The 13935-nt window shown below is 66.8% G+C and carries 13 protein-coding genes; 10 read left to right on the top strand and 3 right to left on the bottom strand.

Annotated features, from left to right (window positions below; translation table 11 throughout):
- Positions 1–2: 2 nt before the first annotated feature.
- The 5 genes from fabZ to PO768_RS07300 are packed head-to-tail and all read left to right on the top strand — an operon-like array spanning position 3 to position 3782.
- On the top strand, positions 3–443 hold the full coding sequence (fabZ, locus tag PO768_RS07320) for a 3-hydroxyacyl-ACP dehydratase FabZ (protein WP_137941774.1): 441 nt from the start codon (positions 3–5) through the stop codon (positions 441–443).
- A 20-nt stretch (positions 444–463) separates the two neighbouring features.
- Positions 464–1252 carry an acyl-ACP--UDP-N-acetylglucosamine O-acyltransferase gene (lpxA, locus tag PO768_RS07315; protein WP_262969543.1) on the top strand — a complete coding sequence of 263 codons (789 nt, stop codon included), beginning with the start codon at positions 464–466 and terminating at the stop codon, positions 1250–1252.
- A 4-nt stretch (positions 1253–1256) separates the two neighbouring features.
- Complete coding sequence (lpxB, locus tag PO768_RS07310) at positions 1257–2396, top strand: lipid-A-disaccharide synthase (protein ID WP_272645527.1); 1140 nt, start codon at positions 1257–1259, stop codon at positions 2394–2396.
- A complete protein-coding gene (gene rnhB, locus PO768_RS07305) occupies positions 2389–3003 on the top strand; it encodes a ribonuclease HII (RefSeq protein WP_272645526.1) in 615 nt (204 codons plus the stop codon). Before lpxB ends, rnhB begins: the two co-directional genes overlap by 8 nt.
- Positions 3000–3782 (top strand): TrmH family RNA methyltransferase, encoded by a 783-nt coding sequence (locus tag PO768_RS07300; RefSeq protein ID WP_272645525.1) that lies wholly within the window; start codon positions 3000–3002, stop codon positions 3780–3782. The genes rnhB and PO768_RS07300 overlap by 4 nt, the downstream gene beginning before the upstream one ends.
- On the opposite strand, the gene PO768_RS07295 is transcribed toward PO768_RS07300, so the two are convergent.
- Together PO768_RS07295 and ppsR are read right to left on the bottom strand one after the other, a co-directional pair.
- Positions 3771–4649: an EamA family transporter gene (locus PO768_RS07295; protein ID WP_272645524.1), complete on the bottom strand. Its 879-nt coding sequence runs from the start codon at positions 4647–4649 to the stop codon at positions 3771–3773. The genes PO768_RS07300 and PO768_RS07295 overlap by 12 nt on opposite strands.
- Positions 4649–5470: a posphoenolpyruvate synthetase regulatory kinase/phosphorylase PpsR gene (gene ppsR / locus PO768_RS07290; protein WP_137941780.1), complete on the bottom strand. Its 822-nt coding sequence runs from the start codon at positions 5468–5470 to the stop codon at positions 4649–4651. The genes PO768_RS07295 and ppsR overlap by 1 nt, the downstream gene beginning before the upstream one ends.
- Before the next feature lie 199 nt (positions 5471–5669).
- Between ppsR and ppsA the strand changes: the two genes are divergently transcribed.
- Positions 5670–8078 carry a phosphoenolpyruvate synthase gene (gene ppsA, locus PO768_RS07285; protein WP_272645523.1) on the top strand — a complete coding sequence of 803 codons (2409 nt, stop codon included), beginning with the start codon at positions 5670–5672 and terminating at the stop codon, positions 8076–8078.
- 61 nt (positions 8079–8139) lie between these two features.
- On the opposite strand, the gene fabR is transcribed toward ppsA, so the two are convergent.
- A complete protein-coding gene (gene fabR, locus PO768_RS07280; RefSeq protein ID WP_272645522.1) occupies positions 8140–8817 on the bottom strand; it encodes an HTH-type transcriptional repressor FabR in 678 nt (225 codons plus the stop codon).
- 165 nt (positions 8818–8982) lie between these two features.
- On the opposite strand from fabR, the gene PO768_RS07275 reads away from it, so the two are divergent.
- The 4 genes from PO768_RS07275 (at position 8983) to rpsF (ending at position 13925) form a co-directional block, all read left to right on the top strand.
- Entirely contained in the window at positions 8983–10047 is a 1065-nt protein-coding gene (locus PO768_RS07275; RefSeq protein WP_272645521.1) for a ferredoxin reductase, read from the top strand.
- Positions 10048–10054: 7 nt separating this feature from the next.
- A complete protein-coding gene (locus PO768_RS07270) occupies positions 10055–11176 on the top strand; it encodes a fatty acid desaturase family protein (protein WP_137941784.1) in 1122 nt (373 codons plus the stop codon).
- Between the two features lie 103 nt (positions 11177–11279).
- Positions 11280–13376, top strand: coding sequence for a sodium:solute symporter family protein (locus PO768_RS07265; RefSeq protein WP_272645520.1), 2097 nt, complete (start codon positions 11280–11282; stop codon positions 13374–13376).
- Positions 13377–13559: 183 nt separating this feature from the next.
- Entirely contained in the window at positions 13560–13925 is a 366-nt protein-coding gene (rpsF, locus tag PO768_RS07260) for a 30S ribosomal protein S6 (RefSeq protein WP_137941786.1), read from the top strand.
- The last annotated feature ends 10 nt before the right edge of the window (positions 13926–13935 follow it).

Here is a 13935-nt window from a genome sequence, read left to right as displayed (position 1 = left end):
CCATGGACATCCATCAGATCCTCAAGAAGATCCCGCATCGCTATCCGCTGCTGCTGGTCGATCGCGTGCTGGAGATCGAGAAGGGCAAGCGCATCCGCGCGCTGAAGAACGTCAGCATCAACGAGCCGCACTTCCTTGGCCATTTCCCGCACCGCCCGGTGATGCCCGGTGTGCTGATGCTGGAAGCGCTGGCTCAGGCCGCCACCGTGCTGACCCTGGTCAGCCTGGATGCCGAGCTGGACGACAAGACGGTCTGCTATTTCGCCGGCATCGACGGCGCGCGCTTCAAGCGTCCGGTCGAGCCGGGCGACCAGCTGGTGCTGGACGTCACCTTGGACCGCGCCAAGGCCTCGATCTACAAGTTCACCGGCAAGGTCTGGGTCGGCGAGGAGCTGGCCTGCGAGGCCGAGCTGATGTGCACGATGCGCCGCATCGACTGCTGAACCCGCCGGAGCGCCGCGCCATGTCCAACATCCACCCGACGGCCCTGATCGACCCCAAGGCCGAGCTGGACAGCTCGGTCCAGGTAGGCCCCTACACCGTCATCGAGGCCGGCGTGAAGATCGCCGCCGGCACGACGGTGGGGGCGCACTGCGTGCTGCAGGGGCCGACGACGATCGGCCGCGACAACCAGATCTTCCAGTTCTGCTCGATCGGTGCGGCGCCGCAGGACAAGAAGTACGCCGGCGAGCCGACGCAGCTGATCATCGGCGACCGCAATGTGGTGCGCGAGTTCTGCACCTTCAACCGCGGCACGACGCAGGACGACGGCATCACTTCGCTGGGCGACGACAACTGGATCATGGCCTATGTGCATCTGGCCCATGACTGCAAGGTCGGCAACAAGACCATCTTCGCCAACAACGCGCAGCTGGCCGGCCATGTGCATGTCGGTGACTGGGCCATCCTGGGCGGCTTCACCGTCGTGCATCAGTTCGTCCATATCGGCGCGCACAGCATGACAGCAATGGGCTCCATCCTGTTCCAGGATCTGCCGCCCTTCATCATGGCGGCCGGCAACACGGCCGAGGCGCGCAGCTTCAACCAGGAAGGTCTGAAGCGCCGGGGCTTCACGCCCGAGCAGATCAATGCGGTCAAGCAGATGTACCGCATCCTCTACCGCCGCGGTCTGACCGTGGCCCAGGCCGAGATCGAGATGGCCGGCCTGCAGGCCTCGCATCCCGAGGCCAAGGACACGGTGCAGCTGATGCGGGACTTCCTGCACGGCGCCACGCGCGGCATCATCCGCTGACACGATGAACGACACCGCGCCCCGCTTTGGCATGGTGGCCGGCGAGGCCTCCGGTGATCTGCTCGGCGGCCTGCTGCTGCCGGGGCTGCGCCAGCGCTGGCCGGACCTCACCGCCCAGGGCATCGGCGGCCCCCGCATGGCCGCCCAGGGCTTCGAGGCCTGGTGGCCGCACCACAAGCTCTCGGTGTTCGGCTATGTCGATGCCTTGCTGCATCTGCGTGAGATCCTGTCTATCCGCCGGCAGCTCGCCGCCCGGCTGCTGGCCGATGCGCCGCAGGCCTTCATCGGCATCGACGCGCCCGACTTCAACTTCGCGCTGGAGGCGCAGCTGAAGGCCGCCGGCATCAAGTCCATCCACTTCGTCTGCCCCTCGATCTGGGCCTGGCGCGGCGAGCGTGTCGACAAGATCCGCCGCTCGGTCGACCATGTGCTGTGCCTGTTCCCCTTCGAGCCCGAGCTGCTGCAGCGCGCCGGCATCGCGGCGAGCTATGTCGGCCACCCGCTCGCCGATGCGATTCCGCTGGAGCCGCCCAAGGCGGCCAGCCGTGCGGCGCTGGGGCTGGGCGAGGGCGATGCTGTCGTGGCCCTGCTGCCGGGCAGCCGCAAGAGCGAGATCCGCTATATCGCCGCACCGCTGCTGCAGGCCGCGCTGCTGATGCAGCGCGCGCGGCCCGGGCTGCGCTTTGTGATGCCGGTGGCGCCGGGGCTGCGTGAGCTGATCACGCCGCTGCTGCCGCCGGGGCTGGATCTGCTGCTGCTCGATGGCCGATCGCACGAGGCGCTGGCCGCCTGCGACATCACGCTGGTGGCCAGCGGCACGGCGACCCTGGAGGCCGCGCTGTTCAAGCGCCCGATGGTGATCGCCTACCGCATGCACTGGCTCAACTGGCAGCGAATCAAGAGCCGGCGCTACCAGCCCTGGGTGGGCCTGCCCAATGTGCTGGCCAATGAATTTCTGGTGCCCGAACTGCTGCAGGACGAGTGCACGCCGGCGGCGCTGGCGCGCGAGGGCCTGGCCTGGCTGGACGATGATGCGCGCTACGCGCGGGCGCAAGCGCGCTTCCAGCAGCAGCACGAGACCCTGCGCCGCAACACGGCTCAGCTGGCCACCGCTGCGATCGCGAAGGTCATCGGCCATGCCTGAATCGATGCCGAAACAGCTGGGCCTGAGCTGGGACGCACCCGGCTTGATCGCCGGCGTCGACGAGGCCGGCCGCGGCCCGCTGGCCGGGCCGGTGGTGGCCGCGGCGGTGATCCTCGACGAGCTGCACCCGATCCTGGGCCTGGCCGATTCCAAGGTGCTGACCGAGAAGAAGCGCGAGCGCCTGTTCGATGAGATCCGCGCCAAGGCGCTGTGCTGCTGCATCGCCGAGGCCAGCGTCGAGGAGATCGACCGGCTCAACATTCTGCAGGCCACGATGCTGGCGATGCGCCGTGCGGTCGAGGGCCTGCGGCTCAAGCCCACCAAGGTGCTGGTCGACGGCAACCGCCTGCCGGTGCTGAAGATCCCGGCCGAGGCCATCGTCAAGGGCGATTCGAAGGTGCAGGCGATCTCGGCGGCCTCCATCCTGGCCAAGGTCACGCGCGACCGCCAATGTCTGGCCATGCACGAGTTGCATCCCGAATATGGTTTCGCCGGCCACAAGGGCTATCCGACCGCCGACCATCTCGCGGCCTTGCGCGCCCATGGCGCGTGCGCCTGGCACCGGCGCAGCTTCGGCCCGGTGCGACAGCTGCTGGAATCCTCATGAGCCAAGTTCTGCACATCACCTCACGCGACAACCCGGTGCTGCAGCGCCTGCGCAAACTCTCGCAGGACGGCGGCGCCTACCGCAAGCTGGGCTCGGTCTGGCTGGAGGGCGACCATCTGGCGCGCGCCTGCCTGCAGCGCGGCCATGCGGTGAGGCTGGCGGTGGTGACCGAGACCGGCTATGCCCAATCACCCGCGCTGCAGGCCTTGGCCGATGCCGCGCCCAAGGTGCTGGTGGTGCCGGACGCTTTGTTCAAGACACTCAGCGGCCTGGAGTCGCCGGCGCAGATCGGCTTCGAGGTTCCCCATGCCGAGGGCCAGGTCTTGACGCCGGGCCTGGACTCGGTGGTGCTGGACCGGCTGCAGGATGCCGGCAATGTCGGCACGATTTTGCGCAATGCGGCGGCGATGGGCTTTCGCCAGATCCTGGCCCTGAAGGGCACGGCCGCGCTGTGGAGTCCCAAGGTGCTGCGTGCCGGCATGGGCGCGCATTTCGGCCTGCGCCTGATCGAGGGCCTGGCCCCATCCGATCTCGACACGCTGGGCGTGCCCCTGGTCGCGACCAGCTCGCATGCCGGCCAGCAACTGCATCAGCTGCAGCTACCCAGTCCTTGCGCCTGGGTCATGGGCCATGAAGGGCAGGGCGTGCAGCCCGAGCTGATGCAGCGCTGCGCGCTGACTGTGGGCATTCCGCAGCCGGGCGGCGAAGAGTCGCTGAATGTCGGCAGCGCGGCGGCGATCTGCCTGTACGAGTCGGCGAGGCAGCGCCTACAGGGCTAGCGCGATCACGCCGCCGGCGATGCAGCCGGCGCCCAGCAGTCGCCAGTGGCGCTCATCCTCCTTGAGCAATTGCCCACCCAGCAGGGCCGCGACCAGCATCGACAGCTCGCGCATCGGCGCCACCCGTGACAGCGGTGCGAGTTGCATCGCGTACAGCACCAGCAGATAGGCCGTCGGGCTCAGTGCCGCCATCATCAGCACATAGGGCCACTGTCGCTTCAGCGCCGGCATGAAACCGGCGTGGTCGCGCAGCACGGCGGGCAGGGCGAAGGGGAGACGGAAGACATTGCCTACCCAGGAGATCAGCAACGGAGAGACCAGCAGCACCTTGATCGCATAGGCGTCCACCACGGTGTACGCGGCAATCGTGAAGCCGGTCAGCGCACCCCAGAGAATGCCTAATCGTCGGCGCGTGCGGGTTTCGGCGCTGCTGCCGCTGCGCCACAACTCCGGACCGGCCGCGATCAGCACGATGCCGGCCACGATGGCAGCCAAGCCCAGCGCGCCATGCAGGCCGAGGCTTTCGCCCAGCAGCAGTACGGCGGCGAGACTGGAAAGCAGCGGGCCACTGCCGCGCGCCACCGGGTAGACGATGTTCAGATCAGAGACCCGATAGCCTTTCAACAAGCTATTGAAGTAGGCCAGATGCAGCACCGCGCTGGCCAGCGCGCAGAGCCAGACTTCCAGCGGCCATTGCGGCATTTCCTGCCAGCCCATATAGAGCGCAGCCGGCGCCCACAATACGCTGATGCCAAGGGTGCTGGCCAGGACGAAATGGTGGTCGCCCTTGGCCCTCTTGGCGCCCAGGTTCCATAGCGCATGCAAGACCGCCGCCAGCAGCACCAGCGCCAAGGCGGACAGGGGCATCAGTAGATCAGCCGATCCGGCCGGATGTCGCGCAGGATCGTTGTCGCGATTTCCTCGATGGACTTGTGCGTCGACGACAGCCAGGCGATGCCGTCGCGCTTCATCATCTTCTCGGCCTCGTTGATCTCGTAGCGGCAGTTCAGGATGTCGGCGTACTTGCTGCCGGGGCGACGCTCGTTGCGGATCTGCGAGAGCCGCTCCGGGTCTATGGTCAGGCCGAAGCACTTGCTCTTGTGTGCTACCAGCGAAGCGGGCAGCTTGCCGCGCTCGAAGTCCTCGGGGATCAGCGGGTAGTTGGCGGCCTTGACGCCGTGCTGCATCGCCAGGTATAGCGAGGTCGGTGTCTTGCCGCTGCGCGAGACGCCGACGAGGATCACATCGGCCACATCGAGGTTCTTGGCCGACTGGCCGTCATCATGGGCCAGCGAGAAATTGATGGCCTCGATGCGGTCGTGATATTCCTGGCTGCGGGCGATGTCGGAGAAGCGGCCCACCCGGTGGTTGGACTTGACCTCGAACTCGTCTTCCAGCGGCTCGATGAAGGTGCCGAACATGTCCAGCACGCGGCCGGTGCAGTGGTCGCGCATGATCTTCAGCACATCGCGGTCGACCAGGGTCGCGAACACGATGGCGCGCTTGCCCTCGCGCTCGCCGGTCTCGTTGATCTCGCGCACCACCGCATAGGCCTTCTCGGCCGTATCGACAAAGGGACGGCGCACATGGCGCGGCTTGGTCGGAAACTGCGCCAGGATGGAGTTGCCAAAGGTCTCGGCGGTGATGCCGGTGCCATCCGAGACGAAATACACGGTGCGATTGGGCATAGGGTGCTGCTTCTAAGTGCCTGGACATCATAGTGGCGCTTGCCCGTAGAATCGGTGCCAACATCCCGCGACGCCCATTCTCCATGCAGCCCGCCCGCCTCCTACAAGAATCCAGAAATGGTGGAGCCGTGGCTGTGCGCGTCCAGACCGTGAATCTCACGGTGGGAGCCCCGAATTTTCAACATCACGGAGCCTTCCCATGTCTGCACGTTTTGAGTCGACCGCCCTGGTCGTCCCGTTTGAACATCTGAGAATGAGCGATGTCGAGGTCGTTGGCGGCAAGAACGCCAGCCTCGGCGAAATGATCTCGCAGCTCTCCGCCACCGGTGTGCGTGTGCCCGGCGGCTTTGCCACCACGGCCCACGCCTTCCGCGAGTTCCTCAAGTACGAGGGCCTGGACAAGCGCATCGAGGCGCGCCTGTCCACGCTGGATACCGATGATGTGCGCGCGCTGGCCGAGGCCGGCGCCGAGATCCGCGGCTGGCTGGAGGCGCAGCCCTTTCCGGCCGAGCTGGAAAAGGCCATCCGCAGCTCCTTCGCGCAGCTGACGGCCGACAACCCCGGCGTGTCCTTCGCCGTGCGTTCCTCGGCCACCGCCGAAGACCTGCCCGACGCCTCGTTCGCCGGCCAGCAGGAGACCTTCCTGAATGTGATCGGCATCGAGGAGGTGCTGCACAAGATGAAGGAGGTGTTCGCGTCGCTGTACAACGACCGCGCGATCAGCTACCGCGTGCACAAGGGCTTTGCCCATGCCGATGTCGCGCTGTCGGCCGGCGTGCAGCGCATGGTGCGCTCCGACCTGGGCTCGGCCGGCGTGATGTTCACGATCGATACCGAGAGCGGCTTCAAGGACGTGGTCTTCATCACCTCCAGCTACGGCCTGGGCGAGACGGTGGTGCAGGGCGCCGTCAACCCTGACGAGTTCTATGTTCACAAGCCGGCGCTGAAGGCGGGCAAGCTGCCCATCATCCGCCGCAATCTCGGTTCCAAGCTGATTCGCATGGAGTTTGCGACGCCGGAAGAAAAAGCAGCCTCCGGCAAGCTGGTCAAGACCGTGGACACCGTGCCCGAGGCGCGCAACCGCTACTCGCTGACCGACACCGAGGTGATCGAGCTGGCCAAGTACGCGATGATCATCGAGCAGCACTATCAGCGCCCGATGGACATCGAGTGGGGCCGCGATGGCGTCGATGGCCAGATCTACATCCTGCAGGCCCGGCCCGAGACGGTGAAGAGCCAGGCCGAGGGTCAGGCCGAGCTGAGCTACAAGCTCAAGGGTCAGAGCGCCGTGCTGGCCGAGGGCCGCGCGATCGGCCAGAAGATCGGCACCGGCCCGGTGCGTCTGGTCGAGAGCATTGCCGATATGGGCCGGGTCCAGCCCGGCGATGTGCTGGTGACCGACATGACCGACCCGAACTGGGAGCCGGTGATGAAGCGCGCCAGCGCCATCGTGACCAACCGCGGCGGCCGCACCTGCCACGCCGCCATCATCGCGCGCGAGCTGGGCATCCCGGCCGTGGTCGGCTGCGGCGACGCGACCGAGAAGCTCAAGGACGGCCAGCTGGTGACCGTGGTCTGCTCCGAGGGCGACACCGGCTTCATCTACGACGGCCTGCTGGAGACCGAGGTCAGCGAGGTGCATCGCGGCGAGCTGCCGTACTGCCCGATCAAGATCATGATGAATGTCGGCAACCCGCAGCTGGCCTTCAACTTCGCCCAGATGCCCAGCGCCGGCGTCGGCCTGGCGCGGCTGGAATTCATCATCAACAACAATATCGGCGTCCACCCCAAGGCCATCCTCGACTATCCGAACATCGATGCCGACCTGAAGAAGGCGGTCGAGTCGGTGGCGCGCGGCCACGCCTCGCCGCGCGCCTTCTATGTGGACAAGCTGGTCGAGGGGGTCGCGACGATCGCGGCCGCCTTCTTCCCGCGCCCGGTGATCGTGCGTCTCTCCGACTTCAAGAGCAATGAGTACCGCAAGCTGATCGGCGGTTCGCGCTACGAGCCCGATGAAGAGAACCCGATGCTGGGCTTCCGCGGTGCCTCGCGCTATATCAGCGGCGAGTTCTCCGACGCCTTCGCGATGGAGTGCGAGGCCCTCAAGCGCGTGCGCAACGAGATGGGCCTGAGCAATGTCGAGATCATGGTGCCCTTTGTGCGCACCGTGAAGCAGGCCGAGCGCGTCGTCGCGATGCTGGCCGAGCGCGGCCTCAAGCGCGCCGCCTCGGGCGGCCAGGACGGGTTGCGCATCATCATGATGTGCGAGGTGCCGTCCAACGCCATCTTGGCCGAGGCCTTCCTGGAGCATTTCGACGGCATGTCGATCGGTTCCAACGACCTGACCCAGCTGACCCTGGGCCTGGACCGCGACTCGGGCCTGGAGCAGCTGGCCGGCGATTTCGACGAGCGCGACTCGGCCGTCAAGGCCCTGATCTCGCGCGCGATCACCGCCTGCCGCGCCACCGGCAAGTACATCGGCATCTGCGGCCAGGGCCCCAGCGACCATCCGGACTTCGCCGACTGGTTGGCCCAGGAGGGCATCGTCTCGATCTCGCTGAATCCGGACTCGGTGATCGAGACCTGGCAGCGGCTGGCCAAGCGCTGAGCCGCTTGAATTAAAGAAAAAAGCCCGCGACGGCGGGCTTTTTTCTTGCCGGGGACCGGCCTCAGCGGTCTGGCGAGCCGACCACCGCCAGGGTCTGGGTGCCGGTGACGATCATGCGCACCATGATGACCAGGTGCTCGGTCAGCTCGGGCAGCTTGTCGTGCGGCATGTCCATCGCGGTGGAGCCGATCGCGAAGACCAGCCGGGTGATGGCCTTGGCGGTCAGCGCCGGTTCGTAGAGGCCGGTGTTGTTGGCCTTGGCAAAGCGGATCAGGTCGACGCGCAGCTCTTCCTCGAAGAACAGCAGTTGCCGGTCCACCGCATGCTTGAAGGCGTCCGAGCCGACCGTGCCCTCGCGCAGCAGGATGTGCAGCAGCCGGTCGTCCGAGCGCAGCTGCTCCATGAAGGCCTGGACGGCGCTGCGCACCACGGAGCTGCCGTCGCTGGCGCGTCGCCGTGCCTCGCCGATGATGTCGCGCAGCGACTGGCCGGCCATGTCGATCAGGGTCACGGCCAGCTCGTCCATATCGCGGAACTGGCGGTAGAAGCTGTTCGGCGCAATGCCGGCTTCGCGGGCCACCTCGCGCAGGCTCAGGGTCGAGACGCTGCGGTGCGGCCCGACCAGCTTCAGCGCGGCCTGCACGATGTCCTCGCGCGAAATCACCGCCTTGCGGCCCGGGCCCGGGGGGGCGAGGGGGTCCGGCAAGGTGTCGGCGGGGCTGAGTAGAAGGCTTGTCATGGTGGTGTGCGAGAGTGCGCATCATACCGAAGGGCGATTGATATACATCTGTATAGACGAATGTGTTTATGCCCGTATACTGTGTCCCGAATCTTGCCGGCCCCCCTGGGGCTGTGCCGAACGGAGTGTTTTTTCGTGTCTTCTCTTGCTCCAGCGCGCGTCGGATTGCTCCGCCGCCTCGCCAAACCCCTTGTCGACCCGGCTGTCTTTGACTTCTGGCTCGGCCACCTGAACCGCACCTGGACCTGGGAGCGGCCACTGGCGCGCGTGGTCGAGCGGCGTGACGAGTCCTCCGACGCCGTCACGCTGGTGCTCAAGCCGAATCGCCACTGGCGCGGTTTCAGGCCCGGCCAGCATCTGAATATCGGTGCCGAGATCAAGGGCCGGCTGGTGACCCGCAGCTACAGCCTGACCGACATCCCCCGCCGTGACGGCCGCATCGCGATCACCGTCAAACGGGTCGCGGGTGGGCTGCTGTCCAAGCATCTGTGCGAGCAGGTCCAGGTCGGCGATGTGCTGCCGCTGGACCAGGCTTATGGCGAGATGGGGCTGCCGGCCAAGCCGCAGGGCGACTGGCTGTTCCTGGCCGCCGGCAGCGGCATCACGCCGCTGATGGGGCTGACCCGCGCGCTGGCTGCCGATGGCATGCCGGCCTCGCTGACCCTGATCTACTGGGCCCAGACGGCCGAGCAGCTGTGCTTTGCCGAAGAGTTGCAAGCGCTGGCGGCCCGCGAGCCGCGCTTCAAACTGCATCTGCAACTGACCCAGGACCCGACGACGCCGGCCACGCGCATCGGTGATGCCCAGCTAGAGGCGCTGCTGGGCCCGCTGACCCAGCTCGGCGCGCTGCAGGTGCTGGGCTGCGGCCCCGGCGGTTTTGTCGAGACGGCGCGCCAGCTGCTGCGCCCGCATGTGCAGAGCTTTCAGGCCGAGGCCTTTTCGCCGGCCGCGCCGATCAATGTCGACAATGCCCATCAGGTCACCTTGCAGCTGCGCCGCAGCGGCCGCAGCCTGACGATCAGCTCGGGCGACAGCCTGCTGAGCGCCCTGGAAGCGCAGGGCGTGCGACCGCCCTCGGGTTGCCGCATGGGCATCTGCCACAGCTGCGTCTGCACCAAGCACGAGGGCCTGGCCCAGAACATCGACACCGGTGAGCGCGATCACGAGCCCAACAGTGCCTTGCGCCTGTGCGTGAGCCGTGCCTGCAGCGACATCAGCCTGGATCTTTGAGAACAAGATGAGCAAATCCCTGACCCGCAATCTCGCCAACGACGAACTGGAGAAGTTCGGCGCCGAGATCGAGGCCCTGCGCGCCAAGACCGTGGCCGATCTGGGCGAGCGCGATGCGCGCTATATCCGCAATATCTTCAAGGCCGTGCGCTGGACCGAATTCGCCGGCCGCGCGCTGCTGATGATCGGTGCCTTCCTGCCGACGCCCTGGCTGATCGGCTTCTGGGTGCTGGGCACGCTGAGCCTGGCACTGTCCAAGATCATGGACAATATGGAGCTGGGCCACAACGTCATTCACGGTCAGTACGACTGGATGGGCGACCCCCACCTGAAGGGCAAGCAGTTCGAGTGGGACATCATCGGCACCAGTGACAACTGGCGCAAGACCCACAACTTCCGCCACCACACCTACACCAATATCCACGGCCTGGACGACGACATCGGCTACGGCGTGCTGCGCCTGTTCCCCGAGCAGCGCTGGACCCCGGCCGCGCTGTTCCAGCCGCTGTATGCGCTGGTCTTCGCCGCGCTGTTCCAGTGGGGCGTCGCGATCCAGGACCTGCGCCTGGGCCAGCTGTTCGGCAAGCGCAAGAAGGCCGCACGCGCCGAGCTGCGCCGCGCCGGCGTGCCGGTGCTCAAGAAGATGAGCCGCCAGCTGATCAAGGACTATCTGATCTTCCCGCTGCTGGCCGGCCCGGGCTTTCTGGTGGTGGCCAGCGGCAATCTGGTGGCCAACGGTCTGCGCAATATCTGGACCTACACCATCATCTTCTGCGGCCACTTCACGACCGATGTCGAAACCTTCCCGAAGGGCGTGCTGAAGAACGAGACCCGCGCGCACTGGTACTGGCGCCAGATCCGCGGCTCGTCGAACCTGGCGGGTGGTTTTGTGCTGAACACCCTGTCCGGCAATCTGAGCCACCAGATCGAGCACCATCTGTTCCCCGATGTGCCGGCCAACCGCTATGTCGAGATGGCGCCGGTGGTGCGCGATATCTGCAAGCGCTATGGCGTGCACTACAACACCGGCTCGCTGCCCGTGCAGTTCGGCCAGGTGATCTGGCGCATCCTGCGCCATGCGTTGCCCAGCCGCCCGCGCGCCAGCCGCCTGGCCAGCGCGAACTCCTAAGTCCTGACCGTCCGGGCGAGGGGCGTGCGCGCCCCGGGTTCGCCGCTATAGCCGCGGCGTGCGGGCGCCCGCATGATGCCGGCTTGAAAACAAGAGCCCGCGCGTGAGCATCCCCACCGCCCCGTCCGCCACCGCCACGCCCGCCACAGGATTGAAGGCGCGGCTGAACCGCATCTATGCCTGGTACACGCTGGGCTTTGTGCTGTTCGTGCTGCTGCTGGCCCTGCTGGAGCGGCTGGGTCTGTCCAAGAGCTGGATAGGCTTTTCCTTTCTGTTCGCCACCGTCGGCGTCTACGCCGGTATCGGCGTGCTGAGCCGCACCACCGACGCGACCGAGTACTACGTGGCCGGCCGCCGCGTGCCGGCCTTCTACAACGGCATGGCCACCGGGGCCGACTGGATGAGCGCGGCCAGCTTCATCGGCATGGCGGGCACCCTCTACCTGTCCGGCTACAGCGGCCTGGCCTTTGTGCTGGGCTGGACCGGCGGCTTCTGCCTGGTGGCCCTGTGCCTGGCGCCCTATCTGCGCCGCTTCGGTCAGTTCACCGTGCCCGACTTTCTGGGCGAGCGCTACGGCAGCAATGCGGTGCGGCTGATCGCGGCGCTGTCGGCGATCGGTGTCTCCTTCATCTATGTGGTCGCGCAGATCTATGGCATCGGCCTGATCACGACGCGGCTCTCGGGCCTGACCTTCGAGATCGGCGTTTTCGTCGGCCTGGGCGGGGTGCTGGTGTGTTCGTTTCTCGGCGGCATGCGGGCGGTCACCTGGACCCAGGTGGCGCAGTACATCATCCTGATCATTGCTTACTTGGTGCCGGTGATCTGGCTCTCGGTCAAGCAGACCGGGGTGCCGGTGCCGCAGGCCGTCTATGGCTACCAGGTGCAGAAGATCAGCGAGCGCGAGCGCGAGCTGGTGAGCGATCCGGCCGAGCAGCAGGTGATCCAGGTGCTGCGCGAGCGGGTGCAGGCCTATGAGCGCAAGCTGCGCGATGTGCCGGCGGCGCTGGCGCGCGAGCGGGCCGAGGCCTTGCGCCATGTCGCCCGCCTGAAGGCCGAGGATGCGCCGCTGGCGCAGATCCAGGCGGCCGAGAAGCGGCTGGCGGCCCTGCCCAAGACGCCGGCCGAGGCGCGCGAGCTGTGGCTGCGGCTGATGGCTGCCGACGAGGCCCGCGCCAGGCCGCTGGCCGGCATGCCGCCGCATGCCCAGGCCTTCGCCGGCGACCCGGCCGGCGATGCCCAGCAGGTGCAGCTCTTCGATGAGTCGCGCCGCAACTTCCTGGCCCTGGTGTTCTGTCTGATGGTGGGCACGGCCGGCCTGCCGCACATCCTGAACCGCTGCTACACCACGCCCTCGGTACGCGAGGCGCGCGAGTCGGTCGGCTGGTCGCTGCTCTTCATCGGCCTGCTGTACTTCACGGCGCCGGCGCTGGCGGTGATGGTCAAGTTCGAGGTCTTCAACACCCTGGTCGGCACACCGTTCGACCAGTTGCCGGGCTGGATCGCGCAGTGGGGCAAGGTGGACCCGGGCCTGCTGTCGGTCAGCGACATCAATCGCGACGGCATCCTGCAGCTCGGCGAAATGTATATCGGCAGCGATATCGTGATGCTGGTGACGCCCGAGCTGGCCGGGCTGCCCTATGTCGTCTCGGGCATGGTGGCGGCCGGCGGGCTGGCCGCCGCGCTGTCCACCGCCGACGGCCTGCTGCTGACGATCTCGAGCGCACTGGCGCATGACGTCTACCACCGCATCATCAACCCCCGTGCCTCGGCGACCCAGCGGGTGATGATCTCCAAGACCTTGCTGCTGCTGACGGCGCTGGCCGCGGCGGCGGTGGCGGCGCAAAAGCCGGCCGACATCCTGCTGCTGGTGTCGGCGGCGTTTTCCTTTGCCGGCGCCGCCTTTGTGCCGGCCCTGGTGCTGGGCGTGTTCTGGAAGCGCGCCAACCGCTGGGGCGCGATGGCCGGCATGCTGGTGGGCCTGGGAGTGACGGCCTACTACATGATCACCGCCCATCCCTGGCTGCATGCGGCGCTGAAGCTGCCCGGCGTGCCCGAGCTGTGGTGGGGCATACAGCCGATCTCGGCCGGCGTGTTCGGCGTGCCGGCCGGCGCGGCGGCCATCGTCATCGTCAGCCTGCTGAGCCCGGCGCCGCGCCGCGCCCAGCAGGAGTTTGTCGATGCGGTGCGCATGCCACCCTGAGCGGTCGAGAAAGAGGGCTTCAAGGTCTCTGGCCCATGGCGCATTGCGGCCGCATCGCAGTTCGCGTTATACTCGCGGGCTTTCCCCCTTGCCGTACCCACGATTGCTGACGCTGTGGGGCGGCTTCCTCAGGCCGGATGGGTTCACGAGAGCCCAGCGGTCTGGAATCCACAAGGAGTATCTATGCGTCATTACGAGATCGTTCTGCTGATCCATCCGGATCAAAGCGAACAAGTTCCGGCCATGCTGGAACGCTACAAGGGCCTGATCACCGCTGGCGGTGGTGCTGTGCATCGCGTCGAAGATTGGGGCCGCCGTCAACTGGCCTACCTGATCCAGAAGCTGGCCAAGGCCCATTACCTGTGCCTGAACATCGAGTGCAGCAAGGAAACCTTGGTTGAGCTCGAGACCGGCTTCCGCTTCAACGACGCCGTGCTGCGTCACCTGACCGTGGTCAAGCCCAAGGCTGAGACCACCCCGTCGGTGATGATGAAGTCGGTCGAGCGTGAAGAGGCCCGCAAGGCGCCTCAGCAAGAAGCCCACGCCTAAGCGCGGGTGA

It is taken from the genome of Paucibacter sp. XJ19-41, assembly GCF_028462495.1.
Lineage (GTDB): Bacteria > Pseudomonadota > Gammaproteobacteria > Burkholderiales > Burkholderiaceae_C > Roseateles_E.
Note: the sequence above shows the minus strand (reverse complement) of the source record. Positions and strands in the feature narration are given on the sequence as shown.

Bases quoted from the DNA above. Each gene is read 5' to 3' on its own strand.
- fabZ (WP_137941774.1), top strand. From the start codon at position 3: ATGGACATCCATCAGATCCTCAAGAAGATCCCGCATCGCTATCCGCTG.
- lpxA (WP_262969543.1), top strand. From the start codon at position 464: ATGTCCAACATCCACCCGACGGCCCTGATCGACCCCAAGGCCGAGCTG.
- lpxB (WP_272645527.1), top strand. From the start codon at position 1,257: ATGAACGACACCGCGCCCCGCTTTGGCATGGTGGCCGGCGAGGCCTCC.
- rnhB (WP_272645526.1), top strand. From the start codon at position 2,389: ATGCCTGAATCGATGCCGAAACAGCTGGGCCTGAGCTGGGACGCACCC.
- PO768_RS07300 (WP_272645525.1), top strand. From the start codon at position 3,000: ATGAGCCAAGTTCTGCACATCACCTCACGCGACAACCCGGTGCTGCAG.
- PO768_RS07295 (WP_272645524.1), bottom strand. From the start codon at position 4,649: ATGCCCCTGTCCGCCTTGGCGCTGGTGCTGCTGGCGGCGGTCTTGCAT.
- ppsR (WP_137941780.1), bottom strand. From the start codon at position 5,470: ATGCCCAATCGCACCGTGTATTTCGTCTCGGATGGCACCGGCATCACC.
- ppsA (WP_272645523.1), top strand. From the start codon at position 5,670: ATGTCTGCACGTTTTGAGTCGACCGCCCTGGTCGTCCCGTTTGAACAT.
- fabR (WP_272645522.1), bottom strand. From the start codon at position 8,817: ATGACAAGCCTTCTACTCAGCCCCGCCGACACCTTGCCGGACCCCCTC.
- PO768_RS07270 (WP_137941784.1), top strand. From the start codon at position 10,055: ATGAGCAAATCCCTGACCCGCAATCTCGCCAACGACGAACTGGAGAAG.
- rpsF (WP_137941786.1), top strand. From the start codon at position 13,560: ATGCGTCATTACGAGATCGTTCTGCTGATCCATCCGGATCAAAGCGAA.